Annotated in this window: 20 protein-coding genes; 7 read left to right on the plus strand and 13 right to left on the minus strand. The window is 59.7% G+C overall.

Annotation, left to right across the window (positions count from 1 at the left end; all coding sequences use genetic code 11):
- Positions 1-95: 95 nt before the first annotated feature.
- The 8 genes from AB4N41_RS16560 to gcl all read right to left on the minus strand — a co-directional run bounded on the left by AB4N41_RS16560 (position 96) and on the right by gcl (position 9,819).
- Positions 96-1,094: a sulfate ABC transporter substrate-binding protein gene (locus tag AB4N41_RS16560; RefSeq protein WP_056783861.1), complete on the minus strand. Its 999-nt coding sequence runs from the start codon at positions 1,092-1,094 to the stop codon at positions 96-98.
- A gap of 104 nt (positions 1,095-1,198) precedes the next feature.
- On the minus strand, positions 1,199-2,023 hold the full coding sequence (locus tag AB4N41_RS16565; protein ID WP_041479613.1) for an ion transporter: 825 nt from the start codon (positions 2,021-2,023) through the stop codon (positions 1,199-1,201).
- A gap of 21 nt (positions 2,024-2,044) precedes the next feature.
- Positions 2,045-2,959 carry an urea transporter gene (locus tag AB4N41_RS16570; RefSeq protein WP_252869021.1) on the minus strand — a complete coding sequence of 305 codons (915 nt, stop codon included), beginning with the start codon at positions 2,957-2,959 and terminating at the stop codon, positions 2,045-2,047.
- A 226-nt stretch (positions 2,960-3,185) separates the two neighbouring features.
- Positions 3,186-4,601, minus strand: coding sequence for a pyruvate kinase (gene pyk / locus AB4N41_RS16575; RefSeq protein ID WP_095180738.1), 1,416 nt, complete (start codon positions 4,599-4,601; stop codon positions 3,186-3,188).
- Positions 4,598-5,872 carry a glycerate kinase type-2 family protein gene (locus tag AB4N41_RS16580; protein WP_252877698.1) on the minus strand — a complete coding sequence of 425 codons (1,275 nt, stop codon included), beginning with the start codon at positions 5,870-5,872 and terminating at the stop codon, positions 4,598-4,600. Before AB4N41_RS16580 ends, pyk begins: the two co-directional genes overlap by 4 nt.
- A 154-nt stretch (positions 5,873-6,026) precedes the next feature.
- On the minus strand, positions 6,027-6,920 hold the full coding sequence (locus tag AB4N41_RS16585) for a 2-hydroxy-3-oxopropionate reductase (RefSeq protein WP_056783869.1): 894 nt from the start codon (positions 6,918-6,920) through the stop codon (positions 6,027-6,029).
- 162 nt (positions 6,921-7,082) lie between these two features.
- Positions 7,083-7,865, minus strand: a complete 783-nt coding sequence (gene hyi, locus AB4N41_RS16590; RefSeq protein ID WP_056783872.1) for a hydroxypyruvate isomerase — start codon at positions 7,863-7,865, stop codon at positions 7,083-7,085.
- A 178-nt stretch (positions 7,866-8,043) separates the two neighbouring features.
- Complete coding sequence (gene gcl / locus AB4N41_RS16595) at positions 8,044-9,819, minus strand: glyoxylate carboligase (RefSeq protein ID WP_042607573.1); 1,776 nt, start codon at positions 9,817-9,819, stop codon at positions 8,044-8,046.
- 268 nt (positions 9,820-10,087) lie between these two features.
- On the opposite strand from gcl, the gene AB4N41_RS16600 reads away from it, so the two are divergent.
- Positions 10,088-10,528 (plus strand): GlcG/HbpS family heme-binding protein, encoded by a 441-nt coding sequence (locus tag AB4N41_RS16600; RefSeq protein WP_041479606.1) that lies wholly within the window; start codon positions 10,088-10,090, stop codon positions 10,526-10,528.
- A gap of 212 nt (positions 10,529-10,740) precedes the next feature.
- A complete protein-coding gene (locus AB4N41_RS16605) occupies positions 10,741-11,199 on the plus strand; it encodes an REP-associated tyrosine transposase (protein WP_252877699.1) in 459 nt (152 codons plus the stop codon).
- A 128-nt stretch (positions 11,200-11,327) separates the two neighbouring features.
- Here the strand turns inward: AB4N41_RS16605 and AB4N41_RS16610 are convergent, their stop codons facing one another.
- Positions 11,328-11,936 (minus strand): TetR/AcrR family transcriptional regulator, encoded by a 609-nt coding sequence (locus AB4N41_RS16610; protein ID WP_041479604.1) that lies wholly within the window; start codon positions 11,934-11,936, stop codon positions 11,328-11,330.
- Positions 11,937-12,071: 135 nt separating this feature from the next.
- Here AB4N41_RS16610 and AB4N41_RS16615 point away from each other — a divergent pair, with 135 nt between their 5' ends.
- Positions 12,072-12,986 (plus strand): DUF808 domain-containing protein, encoded by a 915-nt coding sequence (locus AB4N41_RS16615; RefSeq protein WP_252877700.1) that lies wholly within the window; start codon positions 12,072-12,074, stop codon positions 12,984-12,986.
- A gap of 127 nt (positions 12,987-13,113) precedes the next feature.
- On the opposite strand, the gene AB4N41_RS16620 is transcribed toward AB4N41_RS16615, so the two are convergent.
- Together AB4N41_RS16620 and AB4N41_RS16625 are read right to left on the minus strand one after the other, a co-directional pair.
- Positions 13,114-13,902 carry an MlaA family lipoprotein gene (locus AB4N41_RS16620; protein ID WP_056783881.1) on the minus strand — a complete coding sequence of 263 codons (789 nt, stop codon included), beginning with the start codon at positions 13,900-13,902 and terminating at the stop codon, positions 13,114-13,116.
- On the minus strand, positions 13,895-15,193 hold the full coding sequence (locus tag AB4N41_RS16625) for a serine protein kinase PrkA (protein WP_024012145.1): 1,299 nt from the start codon (positions 15,191-15,193) through the stop codon (positions 13,895-13,897). Before AB4N41_RS16625 ends, AB4N41_RS16620 begins: the two co-directional genes overlap by 8 nt.
- A 224-nt stretch (positions 15,194-15,417) precedes the next feature.
- Here AB4N41_RS16625 and AB4N41_RS16630 point away from each other — a divergent pair, with 224 nt between their 5' ends.
- Entirely contained in the window at positions 15,418-15,786 is a 369-nt protein-coding gene (locus AB4N41_RS16630) for a hypothetical protein (protein ID WP_056783885.1), read from the plus strand.
- A gap of 120 nt (positions 15,787-15,906) precedes the next feature.
- Here AB4N41_RS16630 and AB4N41_RS16635 read toward each other — a convergent pair whose 3' ends face one another.
- Complete coding sequence (locus tag AB4N41_RS16635) at positions 15,907-17,502, minus strand: glycoside hydrolase family 17 protein (protein WP_252877701.1); 1,596 nt, start codon at positions 17,500-17,502, stop codon at positions 15,907-15,909.
- A 297-nt stretch (positions 17,503-17,799) separates the two neighbouring features.
- On the opposite strand from AB4N41_RS16635, the gene AB4N41_RS16640 reads away from it, so the two are divergent.
- The 3 genes from AB4N41_RS16640 to AB4N41_RS16650 all read left to right on the plus strand — a co-directional run bounded on the left by AB4N41_RS16640 (position 17,800) and on the right by AB4N41_RS16650 (position 20,859).
- Entirely contained in the window at positions 17,800-18,651 is an 852-nt protein-coding gene (locus AB4N41_RS16640) for a glycine betaine ABC transporter substrate-binding protein (protein ID WP_041479599.1), read from the plus strand.
- A gap of 241 nt (positions 18,652-18,892) precedes the next feature.
- Positions 18,893-19,204, plus strand: coding sequence for a DUF485 domain-containing protein (locus tag AB4N41_RS16645; protein ID WP_016771016.1), 312 nt, complete (start codon positions 18,893-18,895; stop codon positions 19,202-19,204).
- On the plus strand, positions 19,201-20,859 hold the full coding sequence (locus AB4N41_RS16650) for a cation acetate symporter (RefSeq protein ID WP_016771015.1): 1,659 nt from the start codon (positions 19,201-19,203) through the stop codon (positions 20,857-20,859). Before AB4N41_RS16645 ends, AB4N41_RS16650 begins: the two co-directional genes overlap by 4 nt.
- 1,052 nt (positions 20,860-21,911) lie before the next feature.
- On the opposite strand, the gene gltA is transcribed toward AB4N41_RS16650, so the two are convergent.
- Positions 21,912-23,201, minus strand: a complete 1,290-nt coding sequence (gltA, locus tag AB4N41_RS16655; RefSeq protein WP_003222994.1) for a citrate synthase — start codon at positions 23,199-23,201, stop codon at positions 21,912-21,914.
- Positions 23,202-23,327: the final 126 nt, after the last annotated feature.

Consider the following 23,327-nt stretch of genomic DNA (forward strand, 5'->3'; position numbering starts at 1 on the left):
GATGATAACTGTTATTACGCAGTGTAATGAGCGGTATTGCCGCGCAACAAAAAGGCGACCCGGTGGGTCGCCTTTTGATTTTTTCAGATCAAGCCTTACTGCCCGCTATAAATCTGATCAAACACGCCACCATCATTGAAGTGGGTTTTCTGCACCGTGCGCCAGTCACCAAAGGTCTTCTCCACCGAAAGGAAGTCGACTTTCGGGAAACGGTCGGTGTACTTCGCCAGCACCGCCGGGTCACGCGGGCGCAGGTAGTTGGCCGCCGCAATTTCCTGACCTTCCGGCGACCACAGGTACTTCAGATACTCATCAGCCGCAGCGCGCGAGCCTTTCTTGTCGACCACTTTGTCGACCACCGAAACCGGTGGCTCGGCTTCCGCTGAGACGGTCGGGTAGATGACTTCGAACTGATCGCGACCGAACTCGCGGGCGATCATTTCCGCTTCGTTTTCGAAGGTCACCAGTACGTCGCCGATCTGGTTGGTCATGAACGTGGTGGTGGCGGCGCGGCCACCGGTGTCGAGCACCGGCGCCTGCTTGAACAGCTTGCCGACGAAGTCCTTGGCCTTGTTCTCGTCGCCACCGTTTTTCAGCACATAGCCCCAGGCTGACAGGTAGGTGTAGCGGCCATTACCCGAAGTTTTCGGGTTGGGCACGATCACCTGAACGCCATCCTTGAGCAGGTCAGGCCAGTCTTTCAAAGCTTTCGGGTTGCCCTTGCGAACGATGAATACCGTCGCCGAGGTGAACGGTGCGCTGTTGTTCGGCAGGCGCGTGACCCAGTTGTCCGGGACCAGTTTGCCGTTGTCGGCGAGGGCATTGATGTCGGTGGCCATGTTCATGGTGATGACGTCAGCCGGCAGGCCGTCGATCACCGAACGCGCCTGCTTGCTCGAGCCGCCGAAGGACATCTGCACGGTGATGTTTTCGTTGTGCTCGGCTTGCCAGTGCTTCTGGAACGCAGTGTTGTAGTCCTTGTAGAAATCGCGCATCACGTCGTAGGAAACGTTAAGCAGCGTCGGTGCTGCCTGGGCGATGTTGGCCAAGGCCAGACCGGCGGCGAGAAGTGAGGCGCCAAAGAGTTTTTTCACTGCGCATTCCTTGTTCTGTGGGGGTGTTGTGTAAAAAGTGAGGCCATTTGCCAGCGACTATAGCGGGCCTCGCATAGTCGCTTAAAGATTAAAAAGCTCTGTGCTTATTCCACTTTCTTGAACAGCTGACTGCCGCAGCGCGAACAGAACGCTGCGCTCTGTTCATGGCTCTTTTTCTGGCAGCCCGGGCAGTCATGTTGCAGCTGTTCGCCGCGCATGGCGTTGGCCAGCTCAGCGGTGAAAATCCCTGTGGGCACGGCGATGATCGAGTAACCGGTGATCATCACCAGCGAGGAAATCACCTGGCCCAGCGGCGTCTTCGGCACGATGTCGCCGAAGCCCACAGTGGTCAAGGTCACGATCGCCCAATAGATGCCTTTGGGAATGCTGGTGAAGCCATGTTCCGGGCCTTCGATCACGTACATCAGCGTGCCGAACACTGTCACCAGCGTGCACACGCTGACCAGAAACACGACGATTTTCTGCTTGCTGCCGCGCAGCGCCGACATCAGATAGTTGGCTTGCTTGAGATACGGGCTGAGCTTGAGCACGCGGAAAATCCGCAGCATCCGAATGATGCGGATGATCAGCAGATACTGCGCATCGCTGTAATACAGCGCGAGGATGCCCGGCACGATCGCCAGCAGATCCACCAGGCCGTAAAAGCTGAAGGCATAGCGCAGCGGCTTGGGCGAGCAGTACAGACGCAGGATGTACTCGCCGAGGAAAATCGCCGTGAAGCCCCACTCGATATAGGCCAGAACATCGGCGTAATTACGGTGAATGCTGTCGATACTGTCGAGCATCACGATCACCAGACTGGCGAGGATGATCAACAGCAGAATGCCGTCGAAGCGACGCCCGGCCGGGGTGTCGCTCTGGAAAATCATGACGTAAAGCCGTTCGCGCCAATTGTTGCTGCTGTCCATGGATAACGCCTGAATCGAAGATCAGCGCAGCCTAGGGTGATTCTCCTCATGAGCGCAAGACTCATGCGCGAGCGACGCTTTGCCAAGCATTTGAATGCCGGCACGAATCAACCAGCAGGCGAGGATGAACGGCGCGGTCAGCGTGGCCAGCCCGAGGGCGGCAAACAGCGGCGTCACCAGCAAGGCCAGGACAATGGCGAGCAGCGGCAGCCACGGATTTTGTCGCTGAGCGCTGAAGGCGAGGGCGGCGAGTACAGCGTTGTAGCCACCGAGCCCGAGCAGTGCGGCGGACGTGTCGTGGTGCAGCAGACTCGAGCCGAGGCCGATCGCCGACGCCAGCAGCGCCCAGCAGAACGCGCGGCGATCGGCGAGCAGCAAGCCGCTGGCGATCAAGGCCCCGGCCAATGGATGGTCGAGAAACATCACCTGGCCGAATCCGCGCAGTTCAGCGGCCAGCAGATTTGTCGTGTTCAGGTCGACCGATGCCGCCGGCGCGGACGGCTCGGCGAACATCAGCAGCACCCAGCTGAGCGCCACGAACGGCGAGGTATACGCCGGTATGGCGCGACTGCGGTACACGTGTTTGAGCCATTGCTGAGTAAGCATCGCGCTCAAGCCACCGGCTGCAAGAATCAACGGCGGCAGCAGTGGCGACCAAGGGAAATACAGGCTCAGCAGCAGGCCGAGCAGCACGCCGTTGTAGCTGAACAACCCGGCCTGGCGATCGGCCTTGGCGTAGTTGCGCCGCTGCGCGGTGAGCAGACCGGCAACGCCACCGAGCAGCGCCCCGGCGAACAGCACCGGCGCCGTCAGCAGAATCGCCAGCAGACACAGCAGCCCGCACAGCGGATGGCGCTGGAAGAAAATCTGACTGAAACCGTTGAGCAAAGCCTCGGCCCAGTCGGGGCAGTGGGTGTTGAAGTGATTGGCAGGCATGTTGAGAAAATCTGGGCAGTTGGAACATCAAAAGGTCTTGCAAGTCCCTGTGGCGAGGGGATTTAGCGAAACGTCGCACCGCCCCGTTCGGCTGCGCAGCAGTCGTCGCTTTTGAGGGTGTGGCGGTTTCCACAGAGAAACCGCATTCTCCGATGGGGGGCCGCTTCGCAGCCCAACGGGAATAAATCCCCTCGCCACAAGCTTATGCACCCACTTCTATGGTGGGTCAGATCAACGTCTCAATGCGCAGCGAGTTGGTCGACCCCGGCTGCCCGAACGGCACGCCGGCGGTGATCAGCAGCGTGTCGCCACGCTCGGCCATGCCTTGCGCCTGAGCAATCTCCAGTGCGGTCGAGCAGACTTCGTCGACCTGACGCAGGCGATCGTTGACCACCGAATGAATGCCCCACGCTACGCTCAAGCGCCGCGCCGTTTGCAGGTTCGGCGTCAGATTGAGGATCGGTGCTTTCGGCCGTTCCCGGGATGCGCGCAACGTCGAGGCGCCGGACTCGCTGTAATTGACCAGCACCGCCACCGGCAGCACGTTGCTGATCCGGCGGATCGCACAGCTGATCGCATCGGAAACCGTCGCCTCGGCTTTCGGTCGGCTGACGTCAAGCTGGGTCTGATAATCCGGGCCGTTCTCAACTTGACGGATGATCTTGCTCATCATCTGCACGGCTTCCAGCGGGTATTCGCCGGACGCGGTCTCCGCCGAGAGCATCACCGCATCGGCGCCTTCGGCTACGGCGTTGGCGACGTCAGTCACCTCGGCACGGGTTGGGGCAGGGGAGAAGCGCATTGACTCGAGCATCTGCGTCGCCACCACCACCGGTTTGCCCAGCGCGCGGCAGGTGGTGATGATGTTTTTCTGAATCTGCGGCACGCTCTCCGCCGGCACTTCCACACCAAGATCGCCGCGCGCGACCATGATCGCGTCGCTCAACTCAGCAATCTCACGTAGTTGCTCGACCGCTGAAGGCTTCTCGATTTTCGCCATCAGAAACGCCTTGTCGCCGATCAATGCGCGGGCTTCGACAATGTCCTGCGGGCGCTGTACGAACGACAGCGCGACCCAGTCCACACCCAATTCCAGGCCGAAGCTCAAATCGCGGCGATCCTTGGCGGTCAGCGGGCTGAGGTCGAGCACCGCTTGCGGCACATTCACGCCTTTGCGATCGGACAGTTCGCCGCCGTTGAGCACGCTGGTGTCGATCGCATCGGCGTACTTGGTGACCACGCGCAGGCGCAGCTTGCCGTCGTCGAGCAGCAGGTCCATGCCCGCTTCCAGCGCGGCAATGATTTCCGGATGCGGCAGGTTGACCCGGCGCTCATCGCCCGGTGTCGCATCGAGATCCAAGCGGAACGCCTGACCGCGATGCAACTGCACCTTGCCGTCAGCGAACTTGCCCACACGCAGTTTCGGCCCTTGCAGGTCCATCAGAATGCCCAGCGGATAGTTGAGCTGGCGCTCGACTTCGCGGATCCATTGATAGCGCTTGGCGTGGTCGGCGTGATCGCCATGGCTGAAATTCAGCCGGAAGATGTTGACCCCGGCCTCGACCAGCTCGCGGATGTCGTCGATACCGTCGACCGCAGGGCCGAGGGTGGCGAGGATTTTGACCTTTTTATCAGGCGTCATGATTTGCAGTTCTCAAGGATCAGAATGGCGCGGAAGTCGTTGACGTTAGTGCGGGTCGGCTCGGTGACGATCAGCGCATCGAGCGCCTGGAAGTAGCCATAGCCGTTGTTGTTATCCAGCTCGTCGCTGGCGCTCAGACCCAGTGCGGCGGCGCGGGCGTAGCTGTCCGGAGTCATGATTGCGCCGGCGTTGTCTTCCGAGCCGTCGATGCCATCGGTGTCGCCGGCCAGCGCGTAGACGCCGGGCTGGCCCTTGAGGCTGTCGGTCAGGCTGAGGAGGAATTCGGCGTTACGCCCGCCACGGCCATTGCCGCGCACGGTTACCGTGGTCTCACCGCCAGAAAGAATCACGCACGGCGTCGCCAGTGGCTGGCCGTGATTGATGATCTGTCGGGCGATGCCGGCGTGGACTTTCGCCACTTCGCGGGATTCGCCTTCGAGGTCGCCGAGAATCAAGGTGCTGAAACCGGCCTGACGGCACTTCACCGCCGCCGCGTCCAGCGACTGCTGCGGGCGGGCGATCAACTGGAAATGACTGCGCGCCAGACTCGGATCGCCGGGTTTGACGGTTTCCGATTCCGGGCTTTGCAGCCAGGTACGCACGGAGGCGGGAATCTCGATGCCGTAGCGTTTGATGATCGCCAGTGCTTCGGCGGAAGTGCTCGGGTCGGCCACGGTCGGGCCGGAGGCAATGACGGTGGCGAGGTCGCCCGGCACATCGGAAATCGCGTAGGTGTAAACCGTCGCCGGCCAGCAGGCCTTGCCGAGGCGGCCGCCCTTGATCGCCGAGAGGTGCTTGCGCACGCAGTTCATCTCGCCGATGGTCGCGCCGGATTTGAGCAGGGCTTTGTTGATCGCCTGCTTGTCAGCGAGGGTAATGCCTTCGGCTGGCAGGGCGAGCAGGGCAGAGCCGCCGCCGGAGAGCAGGAAGATCACGCGGTCGTCTTCAGTCAGGTTGCTGACCAGTTCCAGCACACGTTTGGCCACGGCCAGACCGGCGGCGTCCGGCACCGGGTGCGCGGCTTCGACCACTTCGATTTTTTCGCACGGGGCGCCGTGACCGTAGCGGGTCACCACCAGACCGGTGACTTCACCCTCCCAGCAGCGCTCGACCACTTGCGCCATGGCGGCAGCGGCTTTGCCGGCACCGATGACGATAACCCGACCGGTGCGATCGGCAGGCAAATGGGCTTCGAGGACTTGGTTCGGATGGGCCGCGTCGATGGCTGTGGCAAACAGCTCGCGCAGCAGTTGTTGCGGATCGACCGACATGGCGGGCTCCCGGAATTCTTGTTATTCGAAAGGGCAACTCGGAACCCTTGTGGGAGCGAGCCTGCTCGCGAACGCGGTATGTCAGCCAACATGGATGTTGAATGTGAAGCCGCTTTCGCGAGCAGGCTCGCTCCCACAGGGTTTTGTGCAGACTTTATTTTTTGTCGCGAATCGAGAAATTGGCCATGTGCTCAAGGCCCTTGATCAGCGCCGAGTGGTCCCAGTTGCTGCCACCGATGGCCGCGCAGGTGCTGAATACCTGCTGGGCATTGGCGGTGTTCGGCAGGTTGATGTTCAGTTCCTTGGCGCCTTGCAGGGCCAGGTTCAGGTCCTTCTGGTGCAGGCTGATGCGGAAGCCCGGGTCGAAGGTGCCTTTGATCATGCGCTCGCCGTGCACTTCGAGAATCTTCGAAGAAGCGAAACCGCCCATCAGCGCTTCACGCACCTTGGCCGGATCGGCACCGTTTTTCGAGGCGAACAGCAGGGCTTCGGCAACGGCCTGGATGTTCAGCGCAACGATGATCTGGTTCGCGACTTTGGCGGTCTGACCATCGCCATTGCCACCAACCAGGGTGATGTTCTTGCCCATGGCCTGGAACAGCGGCAGGGCGCGTTCGAAGGCATCGGCGTCGCCACCGACCATGATGCTCAGGGTCGCGGCCTTGGCGCCAACTTCACCGCCGGACACTGGCGCGTCGAGGTACTGCGCACCTTTCTCGTTGATCTTGGCGGCGAAGGCTTTGGTCGCGGTCGGCGAAATCGAGCTCATGTCGATGACCACTTTGCCTTTGCCGATACCGGCGGCAACACCGTCGGCGCGGAACAGCACGTCATCGACCTGCGGGGTATCCGGAACCATGACGATGATGAATTCGGCTTCCTGCGCCACTTCACGCGGGTTGGCGAGGGCGACGGCGCCAGCGGCGACCAGATCGGCCGGGGCCGCGTCGTGGTGTTGCGACAGGAACAGGCTGTGACCGGCTTTCTGCAGGTTCGCCGCCATTGGGTGGCCCATGATGCCGGTGCCGATGAATCCGATTTTAGCCATGAGAAAATCCTCTTGTTTTTGTCGTGCTCAAGCAAATAGGGGAGCTGCTTTTCATGTGGGAGCGAGCCTGCTCGCGAATGCGGTGGAACATTCAATATCCGTGTTGACTGAACCACCGCATTCGCGAGCAGGCTCGCTCCCACAGGGGATTTGCTGTGTTTCTTAGATTGCGTTGTGTGATTTCAACCAACCCAGGCCCGCTTCGGTGGTGGTCAGCGGTTTGTATTCGCAACCGACCCAACCCTGATAACCGATGCGATCAAGGTGTTCGAACAGGAAGCGGTAGTTGATCTCACCGGTGCCCGGCTCGTTGCGCCCCGGGTTGTCCGCGAGTTGCACGTGGTTGATCTCGCCCAGGTGCGATTGCAGGGTGCGGGCCAGATCGCCTTCCATGATTTGCATGTGATAGATGTCGTATTGCAGGAACAGATTGGCGCTGCCGACCTGCTCGCGAATCGACAGGGCCTGCGCCGTGTTGTTCAGGTAGAAGCCGGGAATGTCGCGGGTGTTGATCGCTTCCATCACCAGTTTGATGCCCACCGCTTGCAGCTTGTCGGCGGCGTATTTGAGGTTGGCGACGAAGGTCTTTTCCACGGTGGCATCGTCAACGCCTTGCGGGCGGATGCCGGCCAAGCAGTTGACCTGGGTGTTGCCCAGCACTTGTGCGTAGGCGATCGCCAGATCGACCCCGGCGCGGAACTCTTCGACCCGATCCGGCAGGCAGGCGATGCCACGCTCGCCCTTGGCCCAGTCACCGGCCGGCAGGTTGAACAGCACTTGGGTCAGCCCGTTGGCCTCGAGTTTTGCCTTGATTTCAGCCGAGCTGAAGTCGTACGGGAACAGGTATTCCACGCCACTGAAACCGGCCTTGGCGGCGGCGTCGAAACGGGCAAGGAAATCCTGTTCGGTGAACAGCATGGACAGGTTGGCTGCGAAACGCGGCATGGTGGTCTCCTAAAAACTGATGAGGCACGGTAGGTCAGACTGAACGCGATCAGTCCCCTCTCCTTGGGGAGAGGGTTAGGGTGAGGGGGAATCCTGAGTCAGATCCCGATTGTGCGAACACCGCAAAACCTTTCCCTCACCCCAGCCCTCTCCCAGAGGGAGAGGGGGCTAAAAGCAATCAATCGAGCAACGAAATCGCCGTCGGCGCATCGTTGCCGACCAGTGCCAGGTCCTCGAACTCGTTGACCGCGTTGATCTCGGTACCCATGGAGATGTTGGTCACACGCTCCAGAATGATCTCGACGATCACCGGCACCTTGAACTCTTCGATCATCTGTTCGGCCTTGCGCAGGGCAGGGGCGATTTCCGACGGTTCGAACACACGCAGTGCCTTGCAGCCGAGGCCTTCGGCGACTGCGATGTGGTCAACCCCGTAACCGTTGAGTTCCGGCGCATTGAGGTTATCGAAGGACAGCTGCACGCAGTAGTCCATTTCGAACCCGCGCTGGGCCTGACGGATCAGGCCCAGGTACGAGTTGTTCACCACGACGTGGATGTACGGCAGTTTGAACTGAGCGCCGACCGCCAGTTCTTCGATCATGAACTGGAAATCATAGTCCCCCGACAGGGCCACGACTTTGCGGTTCGGATCGGCCTTCACCACGCCCAGCGCCGCCGGAATGGTCCAGCCCAACGGGCCGGCCTGACCACAGTTGATCCAGTGACGCGGTTTGTAGACGTGCAGGAACTGCGCGCCGGCAATCTGCGACAGACCAATGGTGCTGACGTAGCAGGTGTCCTTGCCGAACACCTGGTTCATTTCTTCATAAACGCGCTGCGGTTTGACCGGCACGTTGTCGAAGTGGGTCTTGCGATGCAGGCTGGCCTTGCGCTGCTGGCAATCCTGCAGCCAGGCGCTGCGGTTCTTCAGCTTGCCGGCGGCTTGCCATTCACGGGCCACTTCGATGAACACGGTCAGCGCTGCGGCGGCGTCGGAAACGATGCCCAGATCCGGGGTGAACACACGACCGATCTGCGTGCCTTCGATGTCGACGTGAATGAACTTGCGACCTTCGGTGTACACGTCAACCGAACCGGTGTGGCGGTTGGCCCAACGGTTACCAATGCCCAGCACCACGTCGGATTTGAGCATCGTCGCGTTGCCGTAACGGTGCGAAGTCTGCAGACCGACCATGCCGACCATCAGCGGGTGGTCGTCAGGGATGGTGCCCCAGCCCATCAGGGTCGGGATGACCGGGATGCCGGTCAGCTCGGCGAACTCCACCAGCAGATCACTGGCATCGGCGTTGATGATGCCACCACCGGCGACCAGCAATGGACGCTCGGCCTGATCCAGCAGCGCCAGAGCCTTCTCGACCTGCACGCGGGTCGCGGTCGGTTTGGCCAGTGGCAGCGGTTGGTAAGCGTCGATGTCGAATTCGATCTCGGCCATCTGCACGTCGAACGGCAGGTCGATCAGCACCGGGCCTGGACGGCCGGAGCGCATTTCATAGAAGGCTTTCTGAAACGCATAAGGCACCTGGCCCGGTTCGAGAACGGTGGTCGCCCACTTGGTCACTGGCTTGACGATGCTGGTGATGTCGACAGCCTGGAAGTCTTCCTTGTGCATACGGGCGCGGGGTGCCTGACCGGTAATGCAGAGGATTGGAATCGAGTCAGCCGAGGCGCTGTAGAGCCCGGTGACCATATCGGTGCCGGCCGGGCCGGACGTGCCGATGCACACGCCGATATTGCCGGCCTTGGTGCGGGTGTAGCCCTCGGCCATGTGCGAGGCGCCTTCAACGTGGCGAGCAAGGACGTGATCGATGCCACCGACCTTCTGCAAGGCGGAGTACAGCGGGTTGATCGCTGCGCCTGGGATGCCAAAAGCGGTATCAACCCCTTCACGGCGCATCACCAGAACGGCGGCTTCGATTGCTCTCATTTTGCTCATGGTTTTGTGCCTCGTTACGTTTTGTAATTGTATACAAGTGGCTTTGCGCAGAGTGTATTCACGGCGGACGGCGCAGGTCAATCCATTTTCTCAAGCGGCTGTTTCATTCGTCGGAAGCCCGATGTGCTGTGGCTTTTCGTCGCATGTGGCGCTTTTCGAGAATTATTGTATACAAAAAAATAATTCATTGTGTTCTATTTGTGGCATCGGACTGCGGCACAAACGCGCGGTCCCACGACTTTCCCTATAACAAAATGAGGACGGCACCATGAGCGCTTTAACCTTGAAAGTCGCAGTCAACCTGGTCAGCGAAGCCATCAACGCAGGACGCGGCATCAACGCCGCACCTCTGACCATCGCGGTACTCGATAACGGCGGCCACCTGATCGCCCTGCAACGCGAAGACGGCGCCAGCCTGCTGCGCCCGGACATCGCCATCGGCAAAGCCTGGGGCGCCATCGCCCTGGGCAAAGGCTCACGCCTGCTCGCCCAGGACGCCCAGCAACGCCCGGCGTTTTTTTCTTCGTTGAACAGCATGGGGCAGGGCAGCGTAGTGCCGGCACCGGGTGGGGTGTTGATTCGAAATCAGGCGGGTGAAGTGCTAGGCGCGATCGGGATCAGTGGGGATTTGTCGGATGTGGATGAGCAGGTGGCGATCAGAGCGGTGGAAGCGCTGGATTTGAGGGCGGATGGCGGGGTGGTTGGTTGAATGTCAGTGTCTGAATAACCGCTTTCGCGAGCAGGCTCGCTCCCCCATTGGATCAGGGTTGGACACAAAATGTCTGAACACCTGAAGCCCACTGTGGGAGCGAGCCTGCTCGCGAATACGATCTGCGCTACACATCTTGCTAAAAGTCTGACGCTCTCTTCGCCATCTCCACGGCTAGCCTTCTCATGATCAACATATGAGAAGGCAACGGAATGCCGGGTTTATCTGCTTCACATCGCTTGCGCATCGGACGCTATTCAGAACACAACCGCATTTACCTTCTGACCGCCAATACCGCCGGGAGAGAACCTGTATTCAGCGATTTCTTCCTCGGCAGATTGCTTGTAAGCCAATTCAGGGCAGCTGAGGAAACGGGATTGGCCAATTCTCTGGCTTGGGTCGTAATGCCAGATCATTTTCACTGGCTGATTGAATTGAAGAGTGGCTCGCTCGGCGAATTGATGCAGCGAACTAAATCCCTCAGCACCAAATCGGTAAAGCTTTCGACCGGTAGAAAGTCCAGCCTTTGGCAACCTGGCTTCCATGACCGGGCACTGCGTAAAGAGGAGAATCTGGTGAAGATGGCTCGGTATGTCATTGCCAACCCATTGCGGGCAGGGCTGGTCAAAAGCCTTGGCGACTATCCGTTGTGGGATTCGATCTGGTTATGAGTTGAGGTCTGCGGTGCAGCTATTCGCGAGCAGGCTCGCTCCCACAGTGGATCTGGGTTGGACACAAAATGTCTGGACACCACAACCCCTGTGGGAGCGAGCCTGCTCGCGAAGCGGTTCCCCCGATCTCACCGATCCGGCTCACACCCCTTCAACACCAACCGGATAATCGTCTGCGCCGCCGCTTCATAATCGGCTTCATCAAGCTTGTCTTTCCCGGTCACCGCGGAAATCTGCCAGTCGAAGTCGGCGTAGGTCTGGGTCGCGGCCCAGATGCTGAACATCAGGTGGTTGGGATCGATCGGGGCGATCTGGCCGCGGTCGATCCAGCTCTGGATGCAGGCGATGTTGTGTTTGGCCTGGGCGTTGAGCTGCTCGACAAGATCAGCGCTCAGGTGTGGGGCGCCGTGCATGATTTCGCTGGCGAACACCTTGGAGGCGTAGGGCAGGTCGCGGGAGATGCGGATCTTCGAGCGGATGTAGCCGCTCAGCACTTCGCTCGGTACGCCGTCCGGGTTGAACGGGGTCGAGGCCTGCAGAATCGGCTCGATGATGCTTTCCAGCACCTCGCGATAGAGGTTTTCCTTGGATTTGAAGTAGTAGTAGACGTTGGGCTTGGGCAATCCCGCCTTGGCGGCGATGTCGCTGGTTTTGGTCGCCGCGAAGCCCTTGTCGGCAAACTCTTCGCTGGCGGCGCGCAGGATCAGTTCTTTGTTACGCTCGCGGATTGTGCTCATAAACCCGGTGGTTCCTTGCCTGTTCTGGCGGTGGCGCATGGTAGCACCGGCCTTGAGCGGCGCTCAACAATGCAGCCTGTGGCCGGCGGTCGCGTTATGCTTGGCAACATTCATACACAGAAGGAAACAGGATTCATGGCAGGAAGCAGTTTGCTGGTGCTGATCGATGACATCGCCACCGTTCTGGATGACGTTGCGTTGATGACCAAGATGGCCGCGAAGAAGACCGCCGGGGTGCTCGGTGATGATCTGGCGCTCAATGCCCAGCAGGTATCGGGCGTGCGCGCCGAGCGGGAAATTCCCGTGGTCTGGGCGGTGGCCAAGGGCTCGTTCGTCAACAAACTGATCCTCGTGCCGTCGGCGCTGGCAATCAGCGCCTTTGTGCCTTGGCTGGTGACGCCGCTGTTGATGGTCGGCGGCGCGTACCTGTGTTTCGAGGGTTTTGAAAAACTCGCGCACAAGTTTCTGCACAGCAAAGAGGAAGACGAGGCAGAACACGCACAGTTGACCGAAGCAGTGGCCGATCCGGCGACCGATCTGGTGGCGTACGAAAAGGACAAGATCAAAGGCGCGATCCGCACCGACTTCATTCTCTCGGCAGAAATCATCGCCATCACCCTCGGCACCGTGGCAGATGCCTCGCTGACTCAGCAAGTGGTCGTCATGTCCGGCATCGCCATTGTCATGACCGTGGGCGTTTACGGTTTGGTGGCGGGCATCGTCAAGCTCGACGATCTGGGGCTGTGGCTGACGCAGAAACCCGGGCAGATGGCGAAAAAGATCGGCGGCGGCATTCTCAGTGCCGCGCCGTACATGATGAAAACCCTGTCGGTGGTCGGCACGGCGGCGATGTTCCTGGTCGGCGGCGGCATCCTGACCCACGGCGTGCCGGTGCTGCATCACTGGATCGAAGGTGTTGGCGCAGCGGCAGGGAGCGCCGGGGTCGCCGTGCCGATGTTGCTCAATGGTGTTGCGGGAATAATTGCCGGGGCGGTGGTGTTGGCGGTGGTTTCGGTCGTAGGCAAGCTCTGGAAAGCGCTGAAGGGTTAATCAGCAACACATAACAAATGTGGGAGCGAGCCTGCTCGCGAATGCGGTAGTTCAGTCAACATCGATGTTGACTGAAACTCCGCGTTCGCGAGCAGGCTCGCTCCCACAGTGTTTTGCGGCAGCCGATTTACTCGGCGATCTGCAACTTGCGCGCTTCGGTGTACACGTACCGCACTTTCTCGTACTCGAACGGCGAGTTCATCTGACCATAGCGGAAGCTGGTCTGGTAGCGCTTGTCGATCGCACGCAAGGCCCAGACTTCCGGATGATTCGAGCTGACTTCCGCGACGTTGAGGAAGTTGATCGCGGTGTCGGCGGTGTAATCCACGGCCAGACCTGCGGTGTCGCGGATGTTCGACGGGCCGAAGATCGGCAGTACGAAGTAGGCGCCGCCCGGTACGCCATAGAAGCCCAGAGTCTGCCCGAAGTCCTCGTTCTGGCGCGGCAGGCCCATGGCGGTTGCCGGATCCCACAGGCCGGCGATGCCGATCGTGGTGTTGAGCAGCAGGCGCGCGGTGGTTTCCATCGAGCGCTGGCCCTTGAACTGCAACAGGCTGTTGACCAGGTTCGGCACGTCACCAATGTTGTTGAAGAAGTTGCTCACCCCGGTACGCAGGAAGCTTGGGGTGATGTAGCGATAGCCATCGACTACCGGCAGGAACACCCACTGGTCGAAGCGGTAGTTGAAGTGATAGACCCGGCGGTTCCACGATTCCAGTGGGTCATAGACGTTCAGCGCATTGAGCGTGGAGCGTTCGAATTCGCGCTGATCCAGGCCCGGGTTGAACTTGAGTTTGGTCAGCGGCTGCTTGAAGCCGTCGCTGTCGACCACCACCGGTGCATCGGCTTTACTGTTGTCGGCCTGGGCCACGCCTGCACAGAGGAACGCTGCAATCAGCAGGAGATATTTAGCCACGGAAGAACTCCAGCATGGCGTCGCTGTTGACGCGATAGTTAAGGTTGCCGCAGTGGCCGCCCAGTGGATAAACGGTCAGGCGATCACCGAAGGTTTTCCGCAGGAAGCCCAGGTCGCCAGGGCCGAGGATGACGTCGTCGGCGTTGTGCATGACGGCGATTTTCGGGCTGTCGTGCAGGTAGTCCTTGAGCGCATACAGGCTGACCTGATCGATCAGTTGCAGCAGGCTGCCGCCGTCGGTGCGTGCGCGCCACATCGGAATAACCTGCTCGGTGATGTAGCAGTCGAAATCGCATTGCAGCGCACGCTTGAGGAACGGCGTGAGGCTGGTGCCTTCGGTGATCGGGAATTTCGGCGGGGTGATCAGGCCGCGACGGTTGACCAGGTCCGAGGTGTAGGCAATGTCGGCTGCCGAAAAGCGGAACGACGTGCCGATGAGCATGGCCATCTGTTCGTTGGTCAGGTGCTGCTTGGACTGCTGGAAGTCGTACAGCAGCGCATCGTTGAGATCGATGTAGCCTTTCTGCTGGAAGTAACGGGTCAGCTTGGTCAGTACCAGTTCATAGAACGTGGTGCTGTTGTTGATGCCCTTGACCTCGGTCTGCACCAGCTTGTCGAGGTTGGTCACCGAGGTGTATAGGTTGACCGGCGGGTTCAGCAGCAGGACTTTTTTGAAGTTGAAGCTACGGCGCGTTTCGTCCAGATGCGCGACGAACGCGGCATCAAGGGCGCCGAGGCTGTAGCCGGTCAGGTAATACTCGGTGACCGGCAGCTTCGGGTTCTGCGCCCGCACGGCCTGCATCACCCGATACATGTCTTCGGCATCTTCCTTGGTCACGCCCGGGGTGGCGAAACGCGAGGCGGCGCTGATGAAGTCGAAGCTGGTCGGCGACGACAACTGCACGACATGGTAGCCGGCCTTGTAATACAGCTTTTTCAGGTATTCGTTGAGCGTGCTGTCAAAGCGCGCGCCGGTACCGGCGATCAGGAAGATAAGCGGCGCCGGTTTGTCCTGCGTGGCGATGCGGTAAGTGAGTTTCTTCACTGCCCAGAAATTGTCCGGCAGTTGGAATTCACGCTCCGGGCGCAGGGTGAGGCTGCGGTCCGTTTGATTGATGTCGTCGTCCAGCGGCAGCTCCGGACGCAGGTCCGGTGGTGTCGTGGCGATCGTCGCCTCGAACGGGTTGGTCAGCGGGTAGCCATAGCTGGCGGCGTCGATATCCACCGCCAGCGCGGACGCACTCAAGATAAGGCCGCTGAACAGCGCGGCGAAGCGCAAGGAACGGAGCATGACTAGATCCCTTAGAGGAAGGTGCCGATTGAAGTTCGCAGGCTATGACCACCGGCCGTGCGCCAAAGTGCCATGCTGCGGCACCAAACAGGCGGAATTCGGGGTAATAGTAGCTGGACGATACACGTTGCAAGGGCTCGCTGAACAGTTAACAGTTGTTAGTGCTTGCGAATGCCGGTCGGCAGATTAAGCTGGCCGCCGATTTCCGCAGATTGGAGTGCTCCATGTCCCGCCGCTTGCCCGTTATTGTGCTGCTCGTTTTGTTGCCGCTGTGGCTGGCCGGCAGTTATGCCGCGCGCTATGGCTTCATGGAAGACGGGCAGTGGGTGGGCATCTGTGTCGACGAGGCCGGCCGTTGGGAATGCCTTGTGCGTTCGAACCTGGGGTTGATGATTCATTTCAAGGTGTTGGGCTGGGCGGCGGTGGGCGCGGCGGTATTGGCGTTTGTATTGCCGGGACGGACAGGGTGGTGGCTGGGGGTGCTGGCGCTGGTGTTCGGCCTGCCGGCGCTGGCGTTGTACAACACCACATTAGCGGTATTTGCGGTGGTGATTGCCGGGTTGCGCCTGGTCCGCGAGTCCCGCAGCGCCTGACAGTCAGTCATCGCGGGCAAGCCCGCTCCCACAGGGATTGAGGTGAACACAACGTTTGTGTGCAGCAGAAATCCTGTGGGAGCTGGCTTGCCAGCGATGGCGATTTCGAAAGCGCTGAAATCAGGCCTTGCGAACCCGCAGACAGCGCCACAACGCCACCACCATCAATCCACTGACCAGCGCCCAGCCCCACGCCTGCTGATTCAGCATCCCTTCCTGATACAACTGCGGTGCAATCCCCGCGCCGACGATAAAGGTCAGCAGAGCAACCTCCCGACGCGGCACGCTCACCGGGCGGCACAGGTACACCAGCGCCGGCAGGACGAACGCCATGCTGGCGAAACTGCGATAGCGCGGGTCGAAGACCATTTCCAGCATCATCACCGCCGCGGCAAAACCGGCCACCGCGACCAGCCAGCCGGCGCGACGCTCGAGCAAATCGAATGCTCGCGCGCGCCAACCGCTGCGTGCGCTCAACGTCAGCGCGGCATGCGCGAGCACCAACAGATTCAACCCGGTCAGCAAGCCGACCCACAGCCATTCACCGGCAAATCGTGTGGTCAATCGAGCCAGATCGCCCCAAGCGCCAATCGAGCAAGCAGCGACAGCGCCCAGCAGCGGTAGCAGCAACGCCGAACGAGTGGTGCGCACGCATCCACCAAGGATCAGCGTGCCGAGGAAAATCAGAGCACCGACTGCCAGCCATTCTTTCCAGTACGGCACATTGCTCACCGGTCCGGTGAGCACGCCCTTGTCCTGTCGATCCGCATCGAACAGCCCCCAGTAGCCGCCGACCGCGCCTTCACTGCCGCGCTTCCACGGTTGATCAAAGGCTTCGATCAGGTTGTAGCGCCAGCCCTCCTGCTCGGCCATCGCCACGAATCCACGAATGAATTTCGCCTCGTTGACCCGGCTCGGCACGGCGGTTTCGCGCTGGCGGCCTTCGCTGGGCCAACCGGTTTCGCCGATCATCACGTCCTTGGGCGCGAACTTGTTGCCGAACACCTGACGCACATCCGCCACATGCCGCAGCGCCACGTCGATATTCGACGGATCGTCTTCCCAGTACGGCAGCAAGTGGATGGTCAGAAAATCCACAGCCGGCGCGACTTCCGGGTGCTTGAGCCAGAATTCCCAAACATCGGCGTAAGTCACCGGTTGCTTGACCTGGCTTTTTACCTTGTTGATCAGCCGGGCCAGTTGCGCGCCAGTGACCTCTTTGCGCAGCAGCGCTTCGTTGCCGACGATTACGGCGGTGACCACGTCGGGGTTGGCATTGGCCGATTTGATCAGCAGGTCGACTTCCTGCTCGGTATCGACGGGGTTGCTATTGACCCAGGCGCCGATCATCAACTTCAGACCGTGTTTGCGCGCCAGATCGGGCAGGGCGTCGAGGCCGGTCATCGAGTAGGTGCGGATGCATTCAAAGCGCGTCGCCAGCAGCGCGAGGTCGGCATCCATGCGCTCGGGGCGCAATTTGAACGGCACGTCGAACGGCGATTGGTCTTTGTCGAACGGTGTGTAGGAGGCGCATTGCAACTTGTGCGTCGGCGTCGCGGCGTCCGGCAGGATCACCGGTTGGCCGAGGCCATACCAGAAACCGCCAAGGGCCAGGAGCCCGAGCAGGCAGGTGAACAGATAAGGCAGAAAAGGAAATCGGTACGTTGCGGACATGGTCAGGCCGAGTGGCTGCAAAGCGACGCATGTTACCTGCATTTATAGAAGGGCTGGTGGCTTGCAGGCGTTGTACATGCAAAGTTCGGGCGGATTGTCTGGCGTCAATTAATCGCGCTTGATTAATGGCTTTCTGATGTCGTTTCTCGCTGCCTTGAGGTCGCTGACAGAGCAGGTCGCCGGCCGCTTGAGGTTGATGATCAAACCATCAGTACCCTTTTTGAAAAATCGGCTGATGTTCGGTGTGTGAGGTCCGGCGTGATGGGGGCGCTGTGCACCATAACAATACGTTGACGATGCCCGGCATCCGTCGGGCGCAGCATTTCGGGGAAGTAAACGATGAAGATGCGACGACTTTTAGGCGCAGGTGCCGCTTTGGCGCTTGCGATGAGTTCCACTTTCGCCAACGCTGAAAAACAGACCCTGAACATCGGTTACGTTGACGGCTGGTCCGACAGCGTCGCGACCACCCACGTGGCGGCCGAAGTGATCAAACAGAAGCTCGGTTATGACGTGAAGCTGCAAGCTGTCGCCACCGGGATCATGTGGCAGGGCGTGGCCACCGGCAAACTCGATGCGATGCTCTCGGCCTGGCTACCCGTGACCCACGGTGACTACTGGACGAAAAACAAGGATCAGGTCGTCGATTACGGCCCGAACTTCAAGGACGCGAAAATCGGCCTGATCGTGCCGGAGTACGTCAAAGCCAAATCGATCGAAGACCTGAAAACCGACGATACCTTCAAAAACCGCATTGTTGGCATCGACGCCGGTTCAGGCGTAATGCTCAAGACCGATCAGGCGATCAAGGATTACGGCCTGGACAAATACAGCCTCAAGGCCAGTTCCGGCGCCGGCATGATTGCCGAGCTGACCCGCGCCGAGAAGAAGAACGAATCCATCGCCGTCACCGGTTGGGTGCCGCACTGGATGTTCGCCAAGTGGAAACTGCGCTTCCTCGACGACCCGAAAGGCGTGTATGGCCAGGCTGAAACCGTGAACAGCATCGGCAGCAAAGGCCTGGACGCCAAGGCGCCGGAAGTGGCCAAATTCCTGAAAAACTTCCAGTGGGCCTCGAAAGACGAAATCGGCGAGGTCATGCTGGCGATTCAGGACGGTGCCAAGCCTGATGCAGCGGCCAAGGACTGGGTGGCCAAACACCCGGATCGTGTAGCTGACTGGACCAAATGATTTAAATCCCGCCGCACCCCTGTGGGAGCGAGCCTGCTCGCGAATGCAATCTGTCAGTTGATGCAATATCGACTGATACGACGCCTTCGCGAGCGGGCTCGCTCCCACAGTTGTTTTTGTGTGTACCGGAAAATGGCAAAAACATCATGGCCATCTACTACTAAGGTCGTCTGGATCCTCTCTCGCAGCCGCATACATTAGCTACGTTCCAACAATAATTTGTGCTGCGAGGATAAAAACAATGAACGACAGCATTTACCTCTCGATTCAGAACAGTCCCCGATTCAAGGAGCTGGTTCAGAAACGGGAACGATTCGCCTGGATTCTCTCGGCAATCATGCTTGGGCTCTACTCCGCATTCATCCTGCTGATCGCATACGGGCCGCACGTGCTCGGGGCGAAACTCAGTCCTGAATCCTCGATCACCTGGGGCATCCCGATCGGTGTCGGTCTGATCATTTCAGCCTTCGTCCTGACCGGCATCTACGTGCGCCGCGCCAATGGCGAGTTCGACGACCTGAACAATGCGATTCTCAAGGAGGCTCAGCAATGATCCGGCGTCTACTGGCTTTATTGAGTGTTGCGGCTTTCGCGCCGAGTGTCTGGGCGGCTGACGCATTGACGGGGGAGGTGGCCAAACAGCCGCTGAACATCCCGGCGATCCTGATGTTCGTGGCCTTCGTCGGCGCGACGTTGTACATCACCTACTGGGCTTCAAAGAAAAACAACTCGGCCGCCGACTACTATGCGGCGGGCGGCAAGATCACCGGTTTCCAGAACGGCCTGGCGATTGCCGGCGACTACATGTCGGCGGCGTCTTTCCTGGGGATTTCCGCGCTGGTGTTCACCTCCGGTTATGACGGCCTGATCTACTCGATCGGCTTCCTGGTGGGCTGGCCGATCATTCTGTTCCTGATCGCCGAACGCCTGCGCAACCTGGGTAAATACACCTTTGCCGACGTGGCGTCGTACCGCCTCGGGCAAACCCAGATCCGCACCCTGTCCGCCTGCGGCTCGCTGGTGGTGGTGGCGTTCTACCTGATCGCGCAAATGGTCGGTGCCGGCAAGCTGATCCAGCTGCTGTTCGGCCTCGATTACCACGTTGCGGTGATCCTGGTCGGCGTGCTGATGTGCATGTACGTGCTGTTCGGCGGCATGCTCGCGACCACTTGGGTGCAGATCATCAAGGCAGTGCTGCTGCTGTCCGGTGCCTCGTTCATGGCGCTGATGGTGATGAAGCACGTGGGCTTCGACTTCAATACGCTGTTCTCCGAAGCGATCAAGGTTCACGCCAAGGGCGAAGCGATCATGAGCCCCGGCGGTCTGGTGAAGGATCCGATCTCGGCATTCTCGCTGGGTCTGGCGCTGATGTTCGGCACCGCTGGCCTGCCGCACATTCTGATGCGCTTCTTCACCGTGAGTGACGCAAAAGAGGCGCGCAAGAGCGTGCTGTACGCTACCGGTTTCATTGGCTACTTCTACATCCTGACCTTCATCATCGGCTTCGGAGCGATCCTGCTGGTCAGCACCAACCCGGCCTTCAAAGATGCAGCGGGCGCCTTGCTCGGCGGCAACAACATGGCGGCGGTGCACCTGGCCAACGCGGTGGGCGGCAGCATCTTCCTAGGCTTCATCTCGGCAGTGGCGTTTGCAACCATTCTGGCTGTGGTAGCCGGTCTGACGCTGGCGGGTGCTTCGGCGGTTTCTCACGACCTGTACGCCAGTGTGATCAAGAAGGGCAAGGCCAACGAGAAAGATGAGATTCGCGTGTCGAAGATCACCACCATCGCCCTGGCGGTGCTGGCGATTGGTCTGGGCATTCTGTTCGAAAGCCAGAATATTGCGTTCATGGTCGGCCTGGCGTTCTCCATCGCGGCGAGCTGCAACTTCCCTGTGCTGCTGCTTTCGATGTACTGGAAGAAGCTGACCACTCGCGGCGCGATGATTGGTGGCTGGCTGGGTCTGGTCAGTGCTGTTGGTCTGATGATCCTCGGCCCAACCATCTGGGTGCAGATTCTGCATCACGAGAAGGCGATCTTCCCTTACGAATATCCGGCGCTGTTCTCGATGATGATTGCGTTCATCGGGATCTGGTTCTTCTCGATTACCGACAAGTCGGCGGCTGCGGATAACGAGCGGGCGCTGTTCTTCCCGCAGTTTGTGCGTTCGCAGACCGGGTTGGGGGCGAGTGGGGCGGTTTCGCACTAAGAGATCAGTTGTAAGCTGCAAGCTTCAAGCTTCAAGCTTCAAGAAAACGCCCTGATTGAGAGATTGGGGCGTTTTTTTTTGTGGGTGGTTATGGTTGGTTTTGGGTGTATATCCGTTTTTTGCAGTGCTGCGGCTGGCGGTTTCGCCCTTACGGCGACTTACTTTTTTACAAGCGCCTAAAAAAGTAAGCAAAAAACGCTAGCTCCTACGTTCGGCCCGCTCGCTGGGGCTCGGGGTTCCTTCGCTCCGGGACTGATCCTGGCGCAGCGGCTCCGGTTTGCTTCGCTGCACCTCCTTCCGCTGTGTCTGGCTGCGCCAGACGGTCGCTGCGCTCCCACGCCCGGATCAATCCCTCCGCTCAGCCTTCCGACGTCGCCCGTGGATCAAGATCAAAAGCACTCGAGCTAACGCTCATTGTTGAGTGGTTAGAAGCGTCGCATGGCTTGAGATTTTCGGTGGATTCGCCCCTCACCCCAGCCCTCTCCCCAGGGAGAGGGAGCCGATTTGTGTGGTGTTCAAAACCTGCATTCGACTCGGTATCGCAAGTCGGCGTGTTTCGCCCAAACACCTCGGTCAGTCCCCTCTCCCTCTGGGAGAGGGCTAGGGTGAGGGGCTCTTGATCTGGCTTTGGCTTTGGCTTTGGCTTTGGCTCTTGCTTTTGATCTCTTGCCCCTTCGGCAGGCTTCGTTACGGGATCGATCCGGGTGTGGGAGCGCAGCGACCGTACGACGCAGTCGTACACAGCGAGTGTAGGTGCAGCGAAGCCAACCGGAGCCGCTGCGCCCGGATCGGTCCCGTAACGAAGGTACCCCGAGCCCCAGCGAGCGGGCCGTACGCCGGGGCAAAGCCTTTTGGGTTACCTTTTTGGCGTTTGGAAAAGGTGACTCGCTGTAAGAGCGAAACCGCCAGCGGCAGCACCCGCAGCAACGGATATGCCCCCAAAATCCAAGAACCAGTCGGCCCGAAGGCCGCTGAAACCACAAACAAAAACGGCCTCTATATAAGAGGCCGTTCCTGACACACCACTAAACCATCACAAAAAAGAAAAACCCTTATTTGCGATCTTCCAGCTTGGTAATGTCACGCGACTCGTAACCGGTGTACAGCTGGCGCGGACGGCCAATCTTGTACGGGCTCGAAAGCATTTCTTTCCAGTGCGAAATCCAGCCCACAGTACGCGCCAGGGCGAAAATCACCGTGAACATGCTGGTCGGAATGCCGATCGCCTTGAGGATGATCCCCGAGTAGAAGTCGACGTTCGGGTACAGCGAGCGCTCGATGAAGTACGGGTCGGTCAACGCGATCTCTTCCAGGCGCATGGCCAGTTCGAGTTGCGGATCGTTGTTGATGCCCAGTTCCTTCAGCACTTCGTCGCAGGTCTGCTTCATGACAGTCGCGCGAGGGTCGCGGTTCTTGTAGACGCGGTGACCGAAGCCCATCAACTTGAACGGATCGTTCTTGTCCTTGGCTTTGGCGATGAACTTGTCGATGTTCGACACATCGCCAATCTCGTCGAGCATGGTCAGCACGGCTTCGTTCGCACCGCCGTGGGCAGGACCCCACAGTGCGGCGATACCGGCGGCGATGCAGGCGAACGGGTTGGCACCCGAAGAGCCGGCCAGACGCACGGTGGAGGTCGAAGCGTTCTGCTCGTGGTCGGCGTGGAGGATGAAGATCCGGTCCATGGCCTTGGCGAGTACCGGGCTGATCGGTTTGATCTCGCACGGGGTGTTGAACATCATGTGCAGGAAGTTTTCCGCGTAAGTCAGATCGTTGCGCGGGTACATCATGGGTTGGCCCATGGAGTACTTGTAAACCATCGCTGCCAGGGTCGGCATCTTCGCAACCAGACGGATCGCGGAAATTTCGCGATGCTGCGGGTTATTGATGTCCAGGGAGTCGTGGTAGAAGGCCGAGAGGGCGCCGACTACACCGCACATGACGGCCATCGGGTGGGCGTCGCGACGGAAACCGTTGAAGAAGGTTTTCAGCTGCTCGTGAACCATGGTGTGGTTCTTCACGGTGCTGACGAACTGGGCCTTCTGTTCTGCGGTCGGCAATTCGCCGTTGAGCAGCAGGTAGCAGGTTTCCAGGTAGTCCGACTTTTCAGCCAGCTGTTCGATCGGGTAGCCGCGGTGCAACAAAATGCCGTTGTCGCCGTCGATATAGGTAATTTTCGATTCGCACGAAGCGGTCGACATGAAACCCGGGTCGAAAGTGAAGCGGCCCGTGGCCGTCAGGCCCCGAACATCGATTACATCGGGACCAACGGTGCCGGTTAAAATGGGCAGCTCGACGGGGGCTGCGCCCTCGATGATCAACTGCGCTTTTTTGTCAGCCATGTGGCCTCCTATTTATGCTTGAACCATCAGACAGACCCCCCACGCAGGGCCCGCACCACTATAGTGAGATAAATTCGAATGTCAATTTGCCTAAAGTCTTGCTCCAGAAGGCTTTAAGCCGACTTT

This window comes from Pseudomonas sp. S2_A10, assembly GCF_054668465.1.